Genomic DNA, 19740 nt, shown 5'->3' with positions numbered 1-19740 from the left:
CGATTCCTATGCTCGCTACCGATTCCGATCCGATCGTCGCCATTGCCACTGCTGCCGGCCGGGGGGGCATCGGGGTCGTCCGCGTGTCGTTCGGGCGCGGGGGCGAGGCGGCCGCGTTGCCGCTGATCGACGCGTTGTGCGGGCAGAAGCTCGCACCGCGCCATGCGAGCTATGTGCCGTTCCTCGACGAGCACGGCGCGCCGCTCGACCGCGGGATCGCGCTGTACTTCCCGGCGCCGCATTCGTACACGGGCGAGCACGTGCTCGAGCTGCAGGGGCACGGCGGGCCGATCGTGATGCAACTGCTGTTGCAGCGTTGCCTCGATGCGGGGCGCGGTTTCGGGCTGAGGCTTGCGGAGCCCGGCGAATTTACGCGGCGCGCGTTTCTGAACGACAAGCTCGACCTCGCGCAGGCCGAGGCCGTTGCCGACCTGATCGAGGCGAGCACCGAAGCCGCCGCGCGTTCGGCCGGGCGTTCGCTCGACGGCGCGTTCTCGCGGCAGATCCATGCGCTCGTCGACGATGTGATCACGCTGCGGATGCTGGTCGAGGCGACGCTCGATTTTCCGGAAGAAGAGATCGATTTCCTGGAGGCGGCCGACGCGCGCGGCAAGCTCGCGAAGATCCGCGCGCAGCTCGCGCACGTGCTCGGCGACGCGCGGCAGGGGGCGTTGTTGCGCGAAGGGCTGTCGGTGGTGCTCGCGGGGCAGCCGAACGTCGGCAAGTCGTCGTTGCTGAATGCGCTGGCCGGCGCGGAGCTGGCGATCGTCACGCCGATCGCGGGCACGACGCGCGACAAGGTTGCGCAGACGATCCAGGTCGAAGGGATTCCGCTGCATATCATCGATACGGCCGGGCTGCGCGAGACGGAGGACGAGGTCGAGCGGATCGGTATCGCGCGCACGTGGAGCGAGATCGAGCGCGCGGATGTCGTGCTGCATCTGCTGGATTCGCGCAGCGGGATGACGGCGGATGACGAGACGATTGCGGCACGGTTCCCGAGCGGCGTGCCGGTGGTGCGCGTGCTGAACAAGACGGATCTGACCGGTGTGGCGGCGTGTGTCGAGCATCCGGCTGCGGAAGGCGATCTGACTGAAGTGCATCTGTCGGCAAAGCGCGGCGACGGGATCGACATGCTGCGCGCGGAACTGCTGCGGATTGCAGGGTGGCAGGCGGGGGCGGAAGGGGTATATCTGGCGCGGGAGCGGCATCTGATCGCGCTGCGGGCCGCGCAGGAGCATCTCGCGCAGGCGGCTGATCATGCGGAGCAGAGGGCGCAGTCGCTCGATCTGTTTGCCGAGGAGCTGAGGCTCGCGCAGGAACAGCTCAATGCAATTACCGGGGAATTCACTTCGGATGACCTGCTGGGGGTGATTTTCAGCAGGTTTTGTATCGGGAAATAGAAGCGAAAACGATTGCAGGCCGGGAATGGCACAGCCATCTCCCGGCAATAGAACGCGCCTGCATCCGCGTGACGACTGCCAGTCAGATTGACACTGTGGTTTTACAGATGCGGGCGGGCCGCTAGCATCCGGTCGACAAACGATGGCGGCAGCGATATATATACAGAATCATCTCCGCCATCACCTTTTGAAAAGGACACGTAGGCCTCGCTATAACTATTCCAGGAAATTTCGGGAATCGGTGTACTGAATGTGTGCTGGGCTATTAACCTCCCGGTTTGTGCGATGTATACGCGACCAACATATCGCGAATCTCCACCCGGAACCCAAGCTAAAAGGCACAGGTCTGCAAGATACATCCCATCTGGAGATGTCGACGTTCTGCACTCCTCCCCTCGAGGCGTTCGATCAAAGGCAAAGATGCTAATCAGTGCCATGATGAGTAGCGTGTAAGTAATTCGCAAAAAAACTTCATGATTTATTGTTGGATTTGATTATAGTGAAATTTCTATGGGAGGTGAGATTGGGATGAATTTTTTGTCAGAATAGATGATAAAGTCGCCACCTCTGCCATGTATATCAGACCATTTTCTAAAATCAACGTTTTCTATCGGATTGATGACATTTCTATTTTCGGATCCAATGATGTTGGGCGGTATGCGCGATGCCTGCTACGCTAGCGTGATGACGCCCGTAAGATCAATCGGACTAGTTCGAAATGGTTGTTAACGTGACTGGGTTTGGGGCCAAATATGCTTGGGGGCTTTCTTGGCCGTCTAATTGCACTGGGATCGTGAGGTCGTCAATAGGTATGCTAATAGTCAAAGGAGTTGCGACTTTTCATTTTTCTTGGCAAGGTGGCTGGTCGAGCGTTCGCTGTTGTTGTGCCGGCGGCAACGTTGGTCGGCGCACCGGGTACTCCAGAGGTAGAACATCCCGTTGTGGTCGATGATGGGCGAGTCGTGGGAAATGTCTACTACTCGGTCTGGAATAACTCATTTCGCGAGTGAAGTAGTGTTATCGGCCGGATGGTGATTTAATTATTTTTTCAGATTGCCGCTATGTAACGTTGCGGGAACCCATCAGGCTTCGATTCGCATGAACGTGAACATTAATGAGTCGGGCATGTGGTTGATGCCGGGTCTGCTGGCGATAATATTGCCCGTTATCGTGCTCGCTTCGATGGTGCGGTTGCTGAACGCTTTCTTATCTGGCTCAAGAGGTTGGGCTGATGTTGTTGAAAATGAGATTTGGATTTTCGTTCGACGCGCATTCGTTTTGGCTGCGGTCGTCACTGTCCTCGGGCTTGGCTGGAGTTACTGGAAAGACGTACAACTGCGCGCAACTTGCGCTTCACGCGAACAAAAGGTCGAGCGCTCCCCGCACGGCGGCTATCGGGCACGATACTGCTATTTTGGAGATACGATTGTTCTCAGGCTTTACGACAGGGAGGGCGAGCGCCTCGTCGCCGAGCGAACGTATCGGGACGGGTCTCGCATACCCGTTGAGCTTCATTGGGCCAAGGAGGCATTGATGTACCCCCAAGGGCTGGAGTTCGGCGAAACATTTGGCGAAATCAGTTTGCCGCCGACTTTTCTTGACCGGATGATGGCGCGGCTCCCCTAGCAGGTAACGTTGGGCGCCTATGCTTCGCAAACAGGTCGCCCTCAAGGGATGGGCCGCCGATTGGGCGACGGTCGATGCAAATGGCATCGACAGCGTGCTAGATGAATGTACCTGCTGGCATGCCGAGCAGACCACGTTCGCCTGATGGCGGTGCGGTCCGGATCATCGACTCTGCATGGGCTCGCATGCCGATCGCCCCATCCGGACCCTCACCCACATCAATCCCAATGACGATGATGGTGGTAATACCCGTCGCCGTAATACCCGCCGCCGTCAGGCACCACGATACAGCCGCTCAACAACACGGCGACGCTGGCAATCAGCAAAAGGACCTTCTTCATCGTGTTCACCTGCTCGGGTTCAATATGAAACCCAGCATAGCGAGCGGCCCCGGCCCAGGCTGTAAGCGATCGTTTCCCCGCGCTGCAATCCGTAACGGCGGATTATTCCGGTCACAATGACCGTAACAAATAGCCAAACAGCAGACGTTATGAGGCGGCGACTACCCGGTTTCGCCCCATATCCTTCGCACGATACAGCGCGGCGTCGGCGGCTTCGATCAGCGCATCGGGTGTCGACAGATCGTCGGCCGACACGGTCGCGCAGCCGACGCTCACGCTCACGCGCCCGGCAGGTGACGTCGGCATCGCGAGATCGAGCCGCAGCACCGCTTCGCGCGCCTCCTCGGCCACCACCCGCGCGCCGCGCGCCCCCGTGTTCGGCAGCACGATCGCGAACTCCTCGCCGCCGTAACGCGCGACGATGTCCGCCGGCCGCCGCACCGCACCGGCCAGCGCGTTCGCGACCGCGATCAGGCATGCGTCGCCCTTCACGTGACCGAACGCGTCGTTGTACGCCTTGAAGCGGTCGACGTCGACCATCAGCAGCGACAGCGGTTCGCCTTGCCGCCGCGCCTGCAGGAACAGCGTGTGGAAATGATCGTTGAAGTGGCTGCGGTTGAACGCGCCCGTCAGGCCGTCGCGTGCGGACGAACGGATCAGGGTCGCGTGCGCCTCGAACAGCCGCTGGTACAACATTGTCACTTCCCACGCGAGCACGCACACGAGCACGCCCGGCGTGAACATGCTGAACACGCGCGCGAGGTACCAGCCGACCGTGAAGCGATTGGTGCTCATCAGGTTCAGCGTCGTGTCGGTGAGGCACGCGAGCACCGCGATTGCGAGCCACAGGTCGAGCGTCGTGCGCAGCCGGCCGGTGGCCAGCACGGCCACGAGCGCCAGCGCATTGAGCAGCCACACGATCAGCGCGACGGCGTTGACAGGCAGCACGGCCGCGTCGCCCGGCGGATGAAACGCGGGTGGCAGCGACACGTTAAGCGCGAATAGGCAAAGTAACCCGGCGACGACAGCAGGCCCACCGATCAGCGCGGCCGTCCACCAGCGTGTCTGCTGCGCGCCGATCGGTGCGCGCGCCAGCCGCTCGCGCGCGAGCAGCGCGACCATCACGAAACCCGGGAAGCCCGCATGCCAGAAGATCCACATCCACGCGGCGCTCTGCGGTTGCGCGCCGAACAGCCCGTGCGGCGCGAACACGCCGGGAAAGGTGAGCAGCTGCAATGCGACGGCGAGCGCGGTGAACGCGTAGGCGCCACCGAGCGCGCCGAGCACCGGCTGGCGAGTCACGGTGAACTGCGCGCCGAGAAAGAATGCCGCGATGCTCGCGGTGGTGAACACGGTGAGCGCGCACATCGGCATGAACGGCTCGATGGCCGGCAGCGGGACGTTCGCGTGCGGCGCGGCGATCCCGAGCGCGAGCACGATGACGAGCGCCGTCAGTGCGCCGAACCAGAGCTGACGGCGTGTCGTGTGCTGGATCAGGATGCCTTCCATGGAGTTCCCCAGGCGCGTAGGCGGAAACGCCCGGTCTTGCGCCGGGCGACACGCAGCCGGTCGCTGCGCGACCCGCTGCGGCCCGATCCTATCGCGTTATGAGGGCGCGCTCAAACCCCGAGGCCGGGACCGAAGTTGCCGGCGACCCACTGCGTGACGGCGTTCACGTCCGCATAGTCCTGTTCGGGCAGGCCGTCGAGCATCGACAGCACTTCGTTGCTGGCGCCGGCGTCGCGCGCGGCATCGACGATCGCATCCTTGTTGGCCGGGTAGCGGACGGTCGCCAGCACGTCGGCAATCTGCAGGTCGATCGTTTCGCGGGGAATGTCGTGCGGAGGCTGGGCGGGCTGGTCGTTCACGGCGGCGTCTCGCGGAGTGAGCGGATCAAGTGGGAATCGGATCGAGGCGAAATTCGGGTGCTGAACAGGGTGCGTCACGCGTTGACGTTCCGAGGCGGCCGGGCCGGCGCGCCCCGCGGATGAACGGCAATCGACTCAATGCCCGCGTCGCACGCGGCGCCACGGATGCTTCCAGTCGATGTGCGGTGCGTTTTCGTCGCGCGGATGCTGGCGCCGATGTTCCTGCCAAAGTTCGTCGGAGAACAGCGCCGCGACGATCACGAGCGGCAGCACGAGGAATATTCCGAGTATGACTTGCTCGAACACGATAGCCTCCTTGCGGTGGCAGGAACCCTTGCTCCCATTCTAGGCTCTGAACTTCGCCCGCGTTCAACTTCTTACAGTGCGAAACAGGCCCGGATGCGGCCTTGTCGCACCTGCGCCGGCATCAAAAAGGACATGAACATGCAACTCCAGAACGATACCAACACGCTCGCGCTGCGGCCGCTTGAGCGCCAGGACCTGCGCTTCGTCCACGAACTGAACAACGACGCCAAGATCATGCGCTACTGGTTCGAGGAGCCGTACGAAACCTTCTCGGAACTGTCACAACTGTACGACCGCCACGTGCACGACCAGCGCGAGCGCCGTTTCGTCGCGGTCGACGCGCAAGGCGAACTGGTCGGCCTCGTCGAGCTGATCGAGCTCGACTACATCCATCGCCGCGGCGAGTTCCAGATCATCATCGCGCCGCAACGCCAGGGGCGCGGCTATGCGGGCCAGGCGACGCGTCTCGCGATCGAGTACGCGTTCAAGGTGCTGAACATGCGCAAGCTGTACCTGATCGTCGACACGTCCAATGCGGCGGCGATTCACGTGTACGAAAAATGCGGATTCCAGCACGAGGCTGAATTGAAGGAAGAATTTTTCGGAAACGGCGCGTATCACAACGCTTATCGCATGTGCATTTTTCAGCGCGATTATTTCGAGCGCCAGCAAGCCACCTGAATAAATCAGGGTAAACACGCTGAAGAAAGGCGCTTGCGGCGGGGCTTTCGCCGGCGCTGAAACCATGCGGCGAAGTACGGATAAATACGGATGCGCTTATACCTGGCATTTTTCTTGTATCAGGTAAATGCGATTCCGCGCTGCGGTAAAGTCGAATCGTTTCGGATGACTTTATGTGCGGCGCATCAAAATGATCCGGATAGCGAAATGGATTATCCAAACCGTTCAATCGCCGTGTTGTAACTTTGATGAAAGTGTTGCTGAGTAACGCTTTCCGCCCGGCGGCGCGAGCCAGTTCGTCGGACGGAGCGCGTCGTCGTGCCAGTGCGGGGTGTGAAAAACGGTCTGCGCACGGGGTGCGACAATCCGCCGCTATTGCGGTCGCACAACAAATGTGCTTGCTATCGCTTGCCGGTCTTCTAAAGTGAAAAACGCGGGTTCACGATCACCTTTAAACACATAGCTAACCCAAGCCTGGTGCCCGCAAGCCTGGAGACAGAACATGATGAAACGTACCGGTATCCTTTTTGCCCTCGTCGGCGCATTTTGCGCGGTGTCGATTGCCCAAGCCGGCGGCGATTCGGCCGTCAAGCCGAAGCAGGAAATCCAGTTGACGAAGAACGCATGGGGCTGCCTGTCGAAAGACAATCTGGACTCCGTACTGAGTCACGAGCGTGACGGCAAGTCGCAGGCGAAGCAGCAATACTTCGACGACTACCGATGCCTGTCGGTGCCGGAAGGCCAGCGTTTCCGCGTGGTGTCGGTCGACCAGGGCGACGTGCAGTTCGTCAGCGCCGACAACAGCGACCAGCAGGGTCTCTGGACCGATTCGCGCTTCGTCAAGCAGTAACCGTCCATTCACCGCGCCGTCACACGACGCGCGAGCGCGCCGGCCCGATGAGCCGGCGGCGCGAACCGAACACGGCCCGGCACATGCCGGGCCGTTGCGCTGTGGGTGGCGCATGACACGCGCCGGACGGCGCGCATTCGGTATCATCACGGCCCGACCGAACCGAATGCCCGCCCGGGCCGCATCCGCATGGCGCTGAAATCCACGATCTACAAAGCAGAACTTCAAATCGCCGACATGGATCGGCATTACTACGCCGATCACGCGTTGACGGTGGCGCGCCATCCGTCGGAAACCGACGACCGGATGATGGTGCGCATCGTCGCGTTCGCGCTGTTCGCGCACGAGCGGCTCGAATTCTGCAAGGGGCTGTCGGACGTCGACGAGCCCGACCTGTGGCAGAAGGACCTGACGGGCGCGATCGACGTCTGGATCGAAGCCGGCCAGCCCGACGAGCGGCGCATCTCGAAGGCGGCCGGCCGCGCCGGGCAGGTCACGGTGATCGCATACGGCGGCAAGACGTCGGATATCTGGTGGCAGGGCGTGCGCAGCAAGGTCGAGCGGCTGCGCAACGTGCAGGTGCTGTCGTTGAACGACGGTGTCGCGGCCGCGCTCGGGAAACTCGCGGAGCGCACGATGCGCCTGCAATGCACGGTGCAGGACGGCGCCGCGTGGATCTCGAGCGCCGACCACGATCCGGTGGCGGTCGAGTGGACGGTGCTGAAGGCGCGCGCGGACGCGTGACGGCTCGCACGCCGGCCGCGTTCAGCCGATCGAGGCCGGCGGCCCCTTGAATTCCAGCATGTTGCCTTCCGGGTCGAACAGGTAGATAGACGGCCCGTAGCCGCCGGCGCCGTAGCGCTCCGCGGGCGCGCCCGGCTGTGCGCCATGCGCGGCAAAATGGGCGGTCAGGGCGTCGGGATCGAACGGCTCGACGCGCAGGCACAGGTGATCGAGATTGCGTCCGGTGCCGGGTGGGCCGCTGTCGGGGCGGTCGATCGGGCTGCCGACCGACAGCAGGTCGATCAGCGCGTCGCCGGCGCGCAGCTGTACAAGGCCCAGATCGGGCTGTTCCTTCTCCACATGGCAGCCGACGGCGTCGCAGTAAAAGCGCGTCATCGCAGCCATGTCGGTCACGCGCAGCACGATGTGATCGATCGCGCGGATGGTCGGTTTCATGGGCAGGCACTCCTTCGCAGCGCACGAGCATCGAGTGTAGACGCATCGCGCCTGCGCCGCCGGCCGGAACGCGGCACAATCGACGGACGAAAAAAAGCCCGTTCACGCAGAGCGGAACGGGCTTAATCCATATCAGGAGGAGACATGGAGGAGACAGTTCCAACTATACACACGGCGATGGTGCGACGCAATATTCCGAATGCAAAAAAACGTCAGGACGGCGATTTGTCGCATCCGCACTGCAGCAAAACGGTGACAGTACGATGACGAAATCCGCGCTCGAGCAGCCGGCGCGCGCGTTTTGCCGGATTTATTCCTGATCGATGCGCCCCCGATTATTCGGGGCGAGTCAGAGCAAGAATCACAGAGCAAGATTCAGGGCGCGACGGCACGTGCCGATCTCTAAAGTGGGCACCATCTACACTAGATGAGTGCGAGGTTCAGATGAAAACCGCCTATCCGACCGATGATGCCCGCTGGGGCGCCGTCACCGAGCGCGATCCGCATGCGGACGGCGCGTTCTTCTATGCCGTGAGCACGACCGGCGTGTTCTGCCGCCCGACCTGTGCGTCGCGGCTGCCGCGTCGCGAAAATGTGTCCTTCTTCGCCGATACGGCCGCCGCGCGTGCGGCCGGCTTCCGGCCCTGCAAGCGCTGCCAGCCGGAAGGGCTGCCGCGCGAGCTCGAGATCGTCAACCGCGCGTGCGCGGTGCTCGACGCACATGCCGAACGGCTCACGCTGCAGCAACTGAGCGATGCCGTGCACGTGAGCCCGTTTCACCTTCAGCGGCTTTTCAAGCGCGTGGTCGGCGTGTCGCCGCGGCAGTACCAGGCGGCGCAACGCGGCGCCGCGTTGCGGCAGGCGCTGCAAAGCGGGCAGCCGGTCACGCAGGCGGCCGTCGACGCGGGCTTCAACTCGCCGTCGCGGCTCTATGCATCGGTGCCGCGCGAGCTCGGGATGGCGCCGTCGGCGTTCCGCCGGCAGGGCGCGGGTCTGCGGATCGACTATGCGACCGCGTCAACGTCGCTCGGCACCGTGCTCGTTGCCGCAACCGGACAAGGCATCTGCCGGATCGCATTCGGTGACGAACCGGCCGCGCTTGTCAGCGAGCTGAAGGATGCGTTCGCACGTGCCGAGCTGGTCGAGGCACCGGCACGACTCGCGCCGTTCGTCACGCAGATCCGCGCGTACCTGGACGGCACGCGGCACGCGTTCGACCTGCCGCTCGACATCGCGCCGACCGCGTTCCAGCAGCGCGTGTGGGAGGCGCTGACGCATATTCCGTACGGCGAAACGCGCAGCTACTCGGAGATCGCCGAGGCGCTCGGTGCGCCGCGCGCGGTGCGCGCCGTTGCGTCCGCGTGTGCGTCTAATCCGGTCGCGCTCGCGATCCCGTGCCACCGCGTCGTACAGAAGGGCGGCGCGCTTTCCGGGTATCGTTGGGGCGTGCGCCGCAAGGCGACGCTGCTCGCGTCCGAGGCGCGTCATGCGCACGACGATCAGACCGAATCCGTTGCGGAGGGCAGTGCAGTTTGAGCATCGCAAAAACAACCATCACCTCCATCGTGAACGGCGGCCATGTGCCGCCGTCCGCGCAAATGGAACTGCGCTTCAATGCGCCTTACGACTGGGCGCGCGTGCTGCGCTTCTTCAGCGGGCGCGCAATTCCGGGTGTCGAGCAGGTGGCGGACGGCGTGTATCGCCGCATCGTCGACCTGCACGGCGATGCCGGCCGGCTCACGGTCGCGAAACATCCGCGCAAGCACTGCCTGGTCGCGACGGTCGAAGGCGCGGTCGCGCGTCACGTCGACGATGCGTTCGCGATGCGCGTCGCGACGATGTTCGACCTCGGCGCCGATCCGGCCGCCATCGGCGACGGGCTCGCGCGCGATCCGTGGTTCGCGCCGCTCGTCGAGGCCGCGCCGGGGCTGCGTGTGCCGGGCGCATGGTCGGGGTTCGAGCTGGCCGTGCGCGCGATCGTCGGTCAGCAGGTGAGCGTGAAGGCCGCGACGACGATCGTCGGCCGGCTCGTCGAGCGGGCCGGAGAGCGTGTGGTTCATGAAGACGACGGCGCGCCCGCATGGCGCTTCCCGACGCCCGACGCGCTGGCCGCCTGCGATCTCGACAAGATCGGGATGCCCGGCAAGCGGGTGGCGGCACTGACGGGCGTGGCGCGCGCGGTGGCGGCCGGCGACGTTCCGGTCGATCGCGAGCACGCCGATCTCGCGACGCTGCGCAGCGCGTGGCTCGACCTGCCCGGCATCGGCCCGTGGACCGTCGAATACATCGCGATGCGCGCATGGCGCGATCCGGACGCATGGCCGGCCTCCGATCTCGTGCTGATGCAGTCGATCGCCGCGCGCGATCCGGCGCTCGACCGGCTCGCGACCCAGAAGCACCGTACCGAAGGCTGGCGGCCGTGGCGCGCCTATGCGGCGCTGCATTTGTGGAACGAAGTGGCCGACCGGGCGGGCGGCGCGCGCGGCGGGTGAGAGCGGCGGGGATCGCCGAGGCTTGCAGCCGGGTGTGACCTGGCGAGGCTGCGAGGCAACCCGTTGCGCGGGTTGTGCCGACATGCGTAGGCTAACCACCGAACGCCGGCCGTCACGGCGATTCCGCGCATCCATCGTCGGCCGGATGCCGTGCGCGCGATGTCCCCATATCCCGCTTTCAGCGATCAGTCCGGCGGCAGGGTTGCACCTGCCGCCACCCGTTCGCGCATCACGTTCCGTCTGACGAATTCGCGTAACCGGCGTGCCCGTTGCCACCGCATGGAACCGGCCGCAGATGCAGTGACCGCCGCGACCGGCCCGCCCGGCGGCCTGCTCCGGCCCGCGCAGCGCGCCCGGCGCCACCTCAAGCGCGTGTTTCGGCGAGATGTTAAAGTGCCCGCTACCAACGAAGCGACCAACAATCCAGCCGGCCGCGCGCGGCGTTCTGCGCGCGGCCGTCACGCACTTGCGTCTCCATGTCGAACACCATGACTCACCGCCAGTCCGAACTGCTGCTGAAACGCCTCGACGCGCTGAGCTCGGGCCCGACGCGGCAGCATCTGCCCGACGGCCTGCGCGGCATCGAAAAGGAAAGCCTGCGCGTGACGCGCGACGGGATGATCGCATTCACGCCGCATCCGCGCGCGCTCGGTTCGGCGCTCACGCATCCGGCGCTGACGACCGACTATTCCGAAGCGTTGATCGAGCTGATCACGCCCGCGGAAGGTGACGCCGCGATCACGCTCGAGCGTCTCGACGACCTGCATCGCTACGTCTATGCGTCGCTCGGCGACGAGATGCTGTGGAACGACTCGATGCCCGGCCTGCTGCCGGCCGACGACCAGATCCCGATCGCCGACTACGGCACGTCGAACATCGGCCGCCTGAAGACGGTGTACCGGCGCGGCCTCGCGTATCGCTACGGCCGCACGATGCAGTGCATTGCCGGTATCCACTACAACTACTCGCTGCACGAGGAAGTGTGGCGGCGCCTGCATGCGGAAGAAGGCTCGACGGCCACGCTCGTCGATTACCAGTCGGAACGCTATCTCGCGCAGATCCGCAACTTCCGCCGCCGCAGCTGGCTGCTGATGTACCTGTTCGGCGCGTCGCCCGCGCTCGACACGAAGTTCCTGCGCGGCAAGCCGCACCGGCTCGACACGTTCGATGCCGATACGCTGTACCTGCCGTATGCCACGAGCCTGCGGATGAGCGATCTCGGCTACTCGAACACGACCGCGCAGGCCGCGCTGCACGTCGACTACAACACGCTGCCCGGCTATCTCGACGCGCTGTCGAAGGCCGTGAGCGAGCCGTATCCGGCCTACGAGGCGATCGGCACGCATCGCGACGGCGAGTGGATCCAGATCAACACGAACGTGCTGCAGATCGAGAACGAGTTCTACTCGACGATCCGGCCGAAGCGCGTCACGTATTCGGGCGAGCGGCCGCTGCATGCGCTCGCGTCGCGCGGCGTGCAGTACATCGAGGTGCGCTGTCTCGACATCGATCCGTTCGAGCCGACCGGCATCGCACTGGAAACCGCGCGCTTCATCGACGCGTTCCTGCTCGCGTGCGCGCTCGACGAAAGCCCGGCGCTCGATTGCCCCGCGTACAAGGAAGCGAACGCGAACTTCGGCAGCGTGACGATGGAAGGGCGCAAGCCGGGGCTTACGCTGCAGCGCGACGGCGAGACGGTCACGTTGCAGGCGTGGGCGGACGCGCTGATGGCCGATATCGAAACCATCAGCCGCCGCCTCGACGAAATCCGCGGCGGCGACGAGCATGTGCGTGCAATCGCCGCGCAACGCGAGAAGCTTGCCGATCCGGAGCGCACGCCATCTGCGCGTGTGCTGCGCACGATGCGCGAGCGCGGTCAGTCGTTCCTCGAGTTCGCGCTGACGCAGAGCGAAGCGCATGCCGCGCATTTCCGGGCGAATCCGCCGTCGGCGGAGACGCTGCGTACCGAGCAGGCGCTCGCCGCGAAATCGCTGGCCGAGCAGGCCGAGCTCGAAGCGAAGGAGGCCGGATCGTTCGACGCGTTCGTCGCGGCCTATCGCGCCTATACGCTGAACCGCTTCAGCGTGTGATGCCTGCGCACGTGCATCGCGTCGGTCGGCGCGGTGTGCGATGCGTCTCTCCGTCGCCGGTCGGGTCGCACCGTGGTGCGCTCGATCCGGTTGAGTCCGATGTCAGTGATGCGCGTAGGTGCCGCGGTCGATTGCGTGCGGCTGCGCCGGCTTGCCCGATTCCACGTTTGCCCTGCCTTCACTGCCGTAGCCGGTGTCCTCGCCGCGCGCCTGCGCGGCACGGCGCATGATCGCCTGCATGTGGTCCGGAAAGTCGGGACTGCTCGCGAGGTTCGCCCGGTAGCCGGCGGCCTGCAGTTCCACGAGTTCCTGGCGGACCTCGGCACGCGTCAGCGTCGACGCGGCCTGCGCGTGAGCGGCGAAGGCCGCGCCGATCAGCACGAACGCGCATGCAGCCTGCTTCATCGTTTTCATCGTGTTCACTCCGTGAAGTTCCGGTGCCGTGCCTGCCGTGGCCGGCGCGGGCGGAATCGATGCGACCAGTCTAGGCTTCGGACGCCAAACGAAACATCCCGCCCGCCGTCAGGCACCTTTGTCGCATGTGCAACATTGCGCGGGGGACCGCTCGCGGGGGGCTTTCTGTCGAATGCGACAGCAGGCTGCCCGCTGCTGGCCAGCGTGTGGCGGCTGCTCCGTATCGGGTCGGCACGCATCGGGCTTGTCCCCCCTTGTACAAGCGCCGTGCGCCTCCTAACCTCTTTTAAGCAACCGATCGGTTGGGCGTGCGACGTCGTTGCGTGCGCAAGCGCTTGATCCCGGTCGTGACCGCAGGACATCGCCTTGTACCGAACCCGGGGCATCCCGATGCCAGCTCGGGTCGTCAGCGCAAGGCATGGGACCCGAGTAAGCGCTAAAGCGCCAACTCGGGTCGACATCTGGAGACACGATGAACCCCACCGACGCCCTACCGCCCGGCATCGTTTTCGCACAGCCGCTGACGCCAGTCGCCAACTCGCTGCTGCTGTCCTTCCTCGTCGCCGCGATCCCGATCGCGGTTGCGCTGATCGCACTCGGCGTGCTGCGCCGCCCCGCGTGGCAGGCGTCGCTCGCCGGGCTCGTCGCCGGCCTCGCGGTCGCGATCGGCGCATGGGGCATGCCGGCCGGGCTCGCGTTCAACGCGGTCGGTGCGGGCATGGCGCTCGCGGTCGTGCCGGTAATGTGGATCGTCTTCAACGCATTGCTGCTGTACAACATCGCGGTGAAGTCGGGCCGCTTCGACCAGTTCCGGCAGTGGATGCTCGACAACCTGCCCGACGATCGCCGGCTCGTGCTGCTCGTCGTCGCGTTCTCGTTCGGTTGCCTGCTCGAAGGGATCTCGGGATTCGGCACGCCGGTCGCGATCACGAGCGCACTCTTGATCGCGCTCGGCTTCCCCGCGCTCGAGGCGCTCACCTACACGCTGCTGTTCAACACGGCGCCGGTCGCGTTCGGCGCGCTCGGCGTGCCGATCACCGTGCTCGGCGCGGTGACGTCGCTGCCGCCCGCGACACTCGCGCAGATGGTCGGCCGCCAGTTGCCCTTCTTCGCGCTGCTGCTGCCGTTCTACGTGGTCGGCGCGTACGGCGGGCTGCGCTCGATCTCGAAGCTGTGGCCGGCGCTGCTCGTGTCGGGCGGCAGCTTCGCGATCGCGCAGTTCGTCACGTCGAACTTCCTCGGCTACCAGCTCACCGACGTGCTGTCGTCGCTCACGTCGCTGATCGTCACGATCGGCTTCCTGCAGGTGTGGAAGCCGCAGCCCGATCCGCAATACGCACTCGCGCGCAGCGTGCCGGCAACGGCCGGCGCCGCACGCGCGGGCTTCGGCGGCTGGCTGCCGTGGCTCGTCGTGTCGGTGGTCGTGATCGTTTGGGTGCACGCGAACATCGCGGCGATCGGCGACGTGAAGATCAAGTGGCCGGGCCTGCACAATGCCGTGTTCGTGTCGCTGTACCACAAGCCGTATGCGGCGATCTGGGATTTCCAGCCGCTCGGCACGGGCACCGCGATCCTGGTCTCGGCGATCGTCACGGCCGCGCTGACGCGCACCGGCGTGGGCGACTTCTTCGAATGCGTGGTCAAGACCTGGCGGCAGACGTGGATCGCGATCGTCACGGTGATGATGATCGTCGGGCTCGCGTACCTGCTGAACTACTCGGGGATCAGCTACACGCTCGGCACCGGCGTCGCGTCGACGGGGGCGCTGTTCCCGCTCGTGTCCGCGTCGCTCGGCTGGATCGCGGTGTTCCTGTCCGGCAGCGACACGTCGGGCAACGCGCTGTTCGGCAACCTGCAGGTCGTGGCCGCCCGGCAGCTCGGCCTCGATCCGGTGCTGATGGCCGCGACCAACTCGTCCGGCGGCGTGATGGGCAAGATGATCTCGCCGCAGAACATCGCGACGGGTGTATCGACGACGGACCTGAAAGGGCAGGAAGGTGTCGTGTTTGCGCGCACCTTCTGGCACAGCGTGATTCTCACGCTGCTGCTCGGCGTGTTGGTGTTCCTCCAGCAGCACGTGCTGACGTGGATGATTCCGGCACTGCCGAAATGATGTGAGCGCAACGACAGAAGGAAGGCACGAGGAAAAACGAGGGAAGGCGCGGGAAAAGCGCCAGCAAAGTGCGGACCCGGTGAGCGCGCGGCAGTTCAGCGCGCGCTCACCCGCCGCGCCGTTCGTCCGGCGTCGTCCGCTGCGGCTGTGTCGCTGCCGGCCGGCAGGATGCACGCGAGGAATGCGTCGATCGCGGGGCTCTGGCGCCGCGCCTTCAGGTAGTACACGTATTCGTCGATCGTCGTATCGACGCCGCGCAGCGCGATCACGCGCAAATCCGGATGACGTTCGGCCTCGCCGAGCGGAAACAGGCTGCCGCCCACGCCGTGCAGGATCGCCTCGCGGATCGCTTCGCGGCTGCCGATCTCTGCCACCGATACGGCCGCGACACCTGCCGCCTCGAGAATCGTCTCCGTGCAGCGGCGCGTGACCGAGCCTTCCTCGCGAATCAGCAGCCGCACGTCGGCGAGCTGCGCCGGCTCGATCGCGTCGAAGCGCGCGAGCGGATGGTTGCGATGCACGACGAGCACGAGCGGGTCGGTCGAGATCACCTTGCGTTCGAGGCCGTCGGCATCGTTGCGCTGCGACGAGACGGCGAGGTCGATGCGGAATTCCTGCAGCGCCTGCAGGATCTCCTCGGAGTTGCCGATCCGGCACGTGAGCGCGATCGACGGGTGCGCGTTCGAAAAGCGGCCGACCGCATCCATGATGTAGTACGGCCCCGTCGCGCCGATCCGCAGGTGGCCTTCGAACAGGCCGCCGACGTTGCGCAGCATGATGTCGGCCTGCGCCTCGAGCGCGATCATCTTCTCGACGAGCGGCAGCAGCTCGATGCCCGTTTCGGTGATCTCGAGCTTGCGACCGCTCCGGTAGAACAGCTCGACGCCGTATACCTGCTCGACCTGACGGATCTGCGCGGCGATCGTCGGCTGGCTCACGCCCAGGTGGCGCGCGGCGCGCGTGATGCTGCCCTGCCGGACGGTCGCGTGGAACGCCTTCAGCTGATCGAACACGACTCGGCTTCTCCCCTCTGTATCGCGCGTCAGCGTAGCGCATGCGTATGTCGGCCGGATGAAAGCCGCGTCATGCGCCGCTTCGACAAAATTCCTGTGGGTAACCCAAAGAAACATGCGGTAACCGGTCACGCGCGGGACATGCCGGTGCGGGGTAATAACGGCAACGCAAACCGCCGGCCCCGCTCGACTGGCGCCCCCACTCCTACCGACCACAGGGTTCTCTTCATGTCCTCGAACAATCGACGCGATTTCCTGCGCCTTGCCGCGCAGTCGGCCGGCGCGATGGCCGCCTACGCGGGCTTTCCGCCCGCGATCCGCAATGCGCTGGCGATGCCGGCCGCCTATCGCACGGGCACGATCCGCGACGTGGAGCACGTCGTGATCTTCATGCAGGAAAACCGTTCGTTCGACCATTACTTCGGCGGGCTGCGCGGCGTGCGCGGCTTCAACGACCCGCGTCCGCACCTGCTGCCAAGCGGTGCGCCGGTGTGGCAACAGCCGCCGGCGTCGGTGTTCACGAAGAACTACCATTCGCGCGGCCTCGATCCGTCGGCGCCGTACGTGCTGCCGTTCTACCTCGATCCGAAGCAGACGACCGAATTCCAGCCGGGCACCAACCACGGCTGGAGCAGCGGCCACCTGTCCTGGAACAATGGCCAGTGGGACCAGTGGGTGAACCAGAAGCAGGACGTGCTGACGATGGGCTACCTGAAGCGCCAGGATCTCACGTACCACTACGCATTGGCCGACGCGTTCACGATCTGCGATTCGTACTTCTGCTCCGCGCACGCCGACACCGCGCCGAACCGCATCTACCTGTGGACCGGCACGGTCGACCCGCGCAACATCTACGGCAACCCGCCGAACGGCCCGGGCATCGGCGAGCGCGACGACGTGAACGGCTACACGTGGACGACCTACGCGGAACGCCTCGAGAACGCGAAGATCAGTTGGAAGGTGTACCAGGGCGGCACGGGCATCCCGGGCGACCCGACCGACAACTACACCGACAACTCGCTGATGTTCTTCAAGCGTTTCCAGGTGAAGGAGGGCGCGAGCGGCCCGCTGGTCGACAAGGGCGCGTCGGACCACACGCTCGCCGAGCTGAAGGCCGACGTGCAGGCGAACCGGCTGCCGCAGGTGTCGTGGATCGTGTCGCCGTACAAGTACAGCGAGCACCCGCAGGCTTCCCCGACCGACGGCGCGTTCTACATCAACATGGTGCTCGAGGCGCTCACGTCGAACCCGGAAGTGTGGGCGAAGACGGTGTTCATCCTGAACTACGACGAGAACGACGGGCTGTTCGACCACGTCGTGCCGCCGGTGCCGCCGGTCACGAGCGGCGTGGGCGGCCAGGGCATCGTGTCGTCGAACCTGCTGTCGAACCTCGGCGACGAACTGCTCGACCTGAACAAGTACCCGGGCGAAATGAGCCCGCTCGTGCCGGGTGCGGACCCGGGCGGCATCCAGCCGATCGGCCTCGGGCCGCGCGTGCCGCTGATCATCATCTCGCCGTGGACGAAGGGCGGCTGGGTCTGCTCGGAGACGTTCGACCATACGTCGGTGCTGCGTTTCCTCGAAGCGCGTTTCGGCGTGAAGGAGCCGAACATCAGCGCGTGGCGACGTTCGATCTGCGGCGACCTCACGTCGGCATTCGACTTCTCCGCGCGCCCCGACACGCGCACGGTGAGCTTCACGGTGCCGCAGCACATCGCGACGGCCGGCCAGGCGTACCAGGTGCCCGCGCAGCAGTCGATGCCGGCGCAGGAGCCCGGCACGCGCCCGGCACGTGCGCTGCCGTACGAGCTGTTCGTGCACAGCCGCGTGAGCGCGCACGACGACACCGTGTCGCTCGACTTCGCGAACACCGGTGATGCAGGCGCCGCGTTCTACGTGTACGACCGCCGCAACCCCACGACGCCGCCGCGCCGCTATGCGGTGTCCGCGCACGACCGCTTCGTCGATACGTGGAATACGTCGGCCGCACGCGGCGATTACCATCTCGCGGCATATGGCCCGAACGGCTATCTGTGCGAGTTCCAGGGCAACACGCGGCTCGCGGCGGACGGCCGCCACGCGAACCCCGAAGCGCGGATCGGCTACGACGTGCGCAACCGCCACGTGTACCTGCAACTGCGCAACAGCGGGCGCGCGACGTGCCGCGTGACGGTCGACAACGCATACAGCCACAAGCATGCGCGGACCTACACGCTGGAGCCGGGCGAGCGCATCGAGGATCACTTCGAGCTGTCGTCGAGCCACGGCTGGTACGATCTGACGATCACCGCGACGACGCTGCGCGGCGGCGACGACAAGGTCGTGCGCCGTTTCGCGGGCCACGTCGAGACGGGCCGGCCGAGCCAGAGCGATCCGGGGCCGGTGAAGCACCCGACGGCCTGACGGTCGGCACGCGTCGCGCGACGCGGGCGAGGTCGGCCCGACGCGCGACCGCCGCCTGCCGGCTGTGCTTCGCGGGCATTCCGGCAGGCGGAATTGGCTTTTGGAGACTGAAGACTGTTGACAATGTGTCGGGGCGAGGGTATACAAGGATCATTCGCCGATATGGCGCCCTCGTTTTCTACCGCAGCCTTGCTGCCTGCCCGACCATGACAGCCCCGAACGCGCTCAGCGCCATCGAACTCCTGCAAAGCCAGTCGCTCGCGATGATCGTCCAGGACATGCTCGAGCGCGCGATCGTCTCCGGCGAATACGCACCTGGCGAGAAGCTCAACGAAGTCGAGATCGCGACCAAGCTGAACGTGTCGCGCGGCCCCGTGCGCGAAGCGTTCCGCGCGCTCGAACAGGCCGGCCTGCTGCGCAACGAGAAGAACCGCGGCGTGACGGTGCGCGTCGTGCCGCTGCGCGAGGCCGAGGAGATCTACGAAGTGCGCGCGATGCTCGACGAGTCGGTCGCGCGCGCGCTCGCGAAGCGCATCTCGCCCGACACGCTGAAGGTGCTGAAGGGCATCATCCAGTCGATGAAGGACGCCGCGAAGACGCACGACGTCACGCGCTACACCGAACTGAACGTGCAGTTCCACGACGCGATGGTCGTCGGCGTCGGCAATACGCATCTCACCGATACCTACCGCCGGCTCGTGCGCCAGCTTGGGCTGCTGCGCCAGGCCGCGATCGAGGCCGAGGAGAATGCGATCGCGGTGTCGGCGGCCGAGCACGACAAGATCGTGCAGGCGCTCGCGAGCGGCGACGAGGAGCAGGCCGTGGCACTCGTGCGCGAGCACCTGTCGCACGGTCTCGAGCGCATGCGCCGCACGCACGAGCAGGGGTTGCCCGCGGCGGGCAAGGCGGCGCGGGAAAAGCCCGTGCGCGCGTAAGCGCCCGGCAACGCCTGCGCGGGTTG

At 65.4% G+C, this 19740-nt stretch carries 19 protein-coding genes; 11 read left to right on the top strand and 8 right to left on the bottom strand.

From position 1 onward, the window contains the following. The first annotated feature begins 8 nt into the window (after positions 1-8). On the top strand, positions 9-1403 hold the full coding sequence (gene mnmE / locus LXE91_RS04870) for a tRNA uridine-5-carboxymethylaminomethyl(34) synthesis GTPase MnmE (protein WP_039364660.1): 1395 nt from the start codon (positions 9-11) through the stop codon (positions 1401-1403). A gap of 494 nt (positions 1404-1897) precedes the next feature. On the opposite strand, the gene LXE91_RS04865 is transcribed toward mnmE, so the two are convergent. Further along, on the bottom strand, positions 1898-2023 hold the full coding sequence (locus LXE91_RS04865) for a DUF6402 family protein (RefSeq protein ID WP_223274412.1): 126 nt from the start codon (positions 2021-2023) through the stop codon (positions 1898-1900). A gap of 478 nt (positions 2024-2501) precedes the next feature. Between LXE91_RS04865 and LXE91_RS04860 the strand changes: the two genes are divergently transcribed. Beyond that, complete coding sequence (locus LXE91_RS04860; protein ID WP_052760150.1) at positions 2502-3029, top strand: hypothetical protein; 528 nt, start codon at positions 2502-2504, stop codon at positions 3027-3029. A gap of 218 nt (positions 3030-3247) precedes the next feature. On the opposite strand, the gene LXE91_RS04855 is transcribed toward LXE91_RS04860, so the two are convergent. The 4 genes from LXE91_RS04855 to LXE91_RS04840 form a co-directional block, all read right to left on the bottom strand. Continuing rightward, complete coding sequence (locus tag LXE91_RS04855) at positions 3248-3370, bottom strand: hypothetical protein (protein ID WP_256093573.1); 123 nt, start codon at positions 3368-3370, stop codon at positions 3248-3250. 147 nt (positions 3371-3517) lie between these two features. Beyond that, positions 3518-4879, bottom strand: a complete 1362-nt coding sequence (locus LXE91_RS04850; RefSeq protein WP_039364621.1) for a sensor domain-containing diguanylate cyclase — start codon at positions 4877-4879, stop codon at positions 3518-3520. A gap of 110 nt (positions 4880-4989) precedes the next feature. Continuing rightward, positions 4990-5238: a DUF2795 domain-containing protein gene (locus LXE91_RS04845; protein ID WP_039364619.1), complete on the bottom strand. Its 249-nt coding sequence runs from the start codon at positions 5236-5238 to the stop codon at positions 4990-4992. Between the two features lie 135 nt (positions 5239-5373). Further along, complete coding sequence (locus LXE91_RS04840) at positions 5374-5544, bottom strand: hypothetical protein (RefSeq protein ID WP_039364617.1); 171 nt, start codon at positions 5542-5544, stop codon at positions 5374-5376. Between the two features lie 138 nt (positions 5545-5682). Here LXE91_RS04840 and speG point away from each other — a divergent pair, with 138 nt between their 5' ends. From speG to LXE91_RS04825, 3 genes are all read left to right on the top strand, one after another. Beyond that, on the top strand, positions 5683-6225 hold the full coding sequence (gene speG / locus LXE91_RS04835) for a spermidine N1-acetyltransferase (protein ID WP_039364655.1): 543 nt from the start codon (positions 5683-5685) through the stop codon (positions 6223-6225). Between the two features lie 502 nt (positions 6226-6727). Further along, positions 6728-7075: a surface attachment protein Sap1 gene (sap1, locus tag LXE91_RS04830; protein ID WP_011353606.1), complete on the top strand. Its 348-nt coding sequence runs from the start codon at positions 6728-6730 to the stop codon at positions 7073-7075. Positions 7076-7264: 189 nt separating this feature from the next. Then, positions 7265-7819: a YaeQ family protein gene (locus LXE91_RS04825; protein ID WP_039364653.1), complete on the top strand. Its 555-nt coding sequence runs from the start codon at positions 7265-7267 to the stop codon at positions 7817-7819. Positions 7820-7840: 21 nt separating this feature from the next. On the opposite strand, the gene LXE91_RS04820 is transcribed toward LXE91_RS04825, so the two are convergent. Continuing rightward, positions 7841-8254 carry a VOC family protein gene (locus LXE91_RS04820; RefSeq protein WP_039364615.1) on the bottom strand — a complete coding sequence of 138 codons (414 nt, stop codon included), beginning with the start codon at positions 8252-8254 and terminating at the stop codon, positions 7841-7843. 444 nt (positions 8255-8698) lie between these two features. On the opposite strand from LXE91_RS04820, the gene ada reads away from it, so the two are divergent. The 3 genes from ada (at position 8699) to gshA (ending at position 12836) form a co-directional block, all read left to right on the top strand. After that, positions 8699-9790 (top strand): bifunctional DNA-binding transcriptional regulator/O6-methylguanine-DNA methyltransferase Ada, encoded by a 1092-nt coding sequence (ada, locus tag LXE91_RS04815; protein ID WP_039364613.1) that lies wholly within the window; start codon positions 8699-8701, stop codon positions 9788-9790. Beyond that, a complete protein-coding gene (locus LXE91_RS04810; RefSeq protein WP_039364611.1) occupies positions 9787-10746 on the top strand; it encodes a DNA-3-methyladenine glycosylase family protein in 960 nt (319 codons plus the stop codon). The genes ada and LXE91_RS04810 overlap by 4 nt, the downstream gene beginning before the upstream one ends. Before the next feature lie 476 nt (positions 10747-11222). Further along, positions 11223-12836 (top strand): glutamate--cysteine ligase, encoded by a 1614-nt coding sequence (gene gshA / locus LXE91_RS04805; RefSeq protein ID WP_039364609.1) that lies wholly within the window; start codon positions 11223-11225, stop codon positions 12834-12836. A gap of 102 nt (positions 12837-12938) precedes the next feature. On the opposite strand, the gene LXE91_RS04800 is transcribed toward gshA, so the two are convergent. Further along, positions 12939-13250, bottom strand: a complete 312-nt coding sequence (locus tag LXE91_RS04800; protein WP_039364649.1) for a DUF4148 domain-containing protein — start codon at positions 13248-13250, stop codon at positions 12939-12941. A 472-nt stretch (positions 13251-13722) separates the two neighbouring features. On the opposite strand from LXE91_RS04800, the gene LXE91_RS04795 reads away from it, so the two are divergent. Beyond that, positions 13723-15363 (top strand): L-lactate permease, encoded by a 1641-nt coding sequence (locus LXE91_RS04795; RefSeq protein ID WP_039364607.1) that lies wholly within the window; start codon positions 13723-13725, stop codon positions 15361-15363. A 95-nt stretch (positions 15364-15458) separates the two neighbouring features. On the opposite strand, the gene LXE91_RS04790 is transcribed toward LXE91_RS04795, so the two are convergent. Next, positions 15459-16376 carry a LysR family transcriptional regulator gene (locus tag LXE91_RS04790; RefSeq protein ID WP_039364606.1) on the bottom strand — a complete coding sequence of 306 codons (918 nt, stop codon included), beginning with the start codon at positions 16374-16376 and terminating at the stop codon, positions 15459-15461. Positions 16377-16604: 228 nt separating this feature from the next. On the opposite strand from LXE91_RS04790, the gene LXE91_RS04785 reads away from it, so the two are divergent. Together LXE91_RS04785 and LXE91_RS04780 are read left to right on the top strand one after the other, a co-directional pair. Further along, positions 16605-18779 carry a phosphocholine-specific phospholipase C gene (locus LXE91_RS04785; protein ID WP_039364604.1) on the top strand — a complete coding sequence of 725 codons (2175 nt, stop codon included), beginning with the start codon at positions 16605-16607 and terminating at the stop codon, positions 18777-18779. 206 nt (positions 18780-18985) lie between these two features. After that, positions 18986-19714: a phosphonate utilization associated transcriptional regulator gene (locus tag LXE91_RS04780; protein ID WP_039364602.1), complete on the top strand. Its 729-nt coding sequence runs from the start codon at positions 18986-18988 to the stop codon at positions 19712-19714. Positions 19715-19740: the final 26 nt, after the last annotated feature.

Source organism: Burkholderia contaminans, from assembly GCF_029633825.1.
Lineage (GTDB): Bacteria > Pseudomonadota > Gammaproteobacteria > Burkholderiales > Burkholderiaceae > Burkholderia > Burkholderia contaminans.
The sequence above is the reverse complement of the archived record's forward strand: the minus strand, read 5'-3'. Positions and strand labels throughout refer to the sequence as shown.

Bases quoted from the DNA above. Each gene is read 5' to 3' on its own strand.
- LXE91_RS04820 (WP_039364615.1), bottom strand. From the start codon at position 8,254: ATGAAACCGACCATCCGCGCGATCGATCACATCGTGCTGCGCGTGACC.
- LXE91_RS04825 (WP_039364653.1), top strand. From the start codon at position 7,265: ATGGCGCTGAAATCCACGATCTACAAAGCAGAACTTCAAATCGCCGAC.
- LXE91_RS04800 (WP_039364649.1), bottom strand. From the start codon at position 13,250: ATGAAAACGATGAAGCAGGCTGCATGCGCGTTCGTGCTGATCGGCGCG.
- speG (WP_039364655.1), top strand. From the start codon at position 5,683: ATGCAACTCCAGAACGATACCAACACGCTCGCGCTGCGGCCGCTTGAG.
- LXE91_RS04855 (WP_256093573.1), bottom strand. From the start codon at position 3,370: ATGAAGAAGGTCCTTTTGCTGATTGCCAGCGTCGCCGTGTTGTTGAGC.
- LXE91_RS04780 (WP_039364602.1), top strand. From the start codon at position 18,986: ATGACAGCCCCGAACGCGCTCAGCGCCATCGAACTCCTGCAAAGCCAG.
- LXE91_RS04785 (WP_039364604.1), top strand. From the start codon at position 16,605: ATGTCCTCGAACAATCGACGCGATTTCCTGCGCCTTGCCGCGCAGTCG.
- mnmE (WP_039364660.1), top strand. From the start codon at position 9: ATGCTCGCTACCGATTCCGATCCGATCGTCGCCATTGCCACTGCTGCC.
- gshA (WP_039364609.1), top strand. From the start codon at position 11,223: ATGTCGAACACCATGACTCACCGCCAGTCCGAACTGCTGCTGAAACGC.
- LXE91_RS04850 (WP_039364621.1), bottom strand. From the start codon at position 4,879: ATGGAAGGCATCCTGATCCAGCACACGACACGCCGTCAGCTCTGGTTC.
- sap1 (WP_011353606.1), top strand. From the start codon at position 6,728: ATGATGAAACGTACCGGTATCCTTTTTGCCCTCGTCGGCGCATTTTGC.
- LXE91_RS04860 (WP_052760150.1), top strand. From the start codon at position 2,502: ATGAACGTGAACATTAATGAGTCGGGCATGTGGTTGATGCCGGGTCTG.
- ada (WP_039364613.1), top strand. From the start codon at position 8,699: ATGAAAACCGCCTATCCGACCGATGATGCCCGCTGGGGCGCCGTCACC.
- LXE91_RS04795 (WP_039364607.1), top strand. From the start codon at position 13,723: ATGAACCCCACCGACGCCCTACCGCCCGGCATCGTTTTCGCACAGCCG.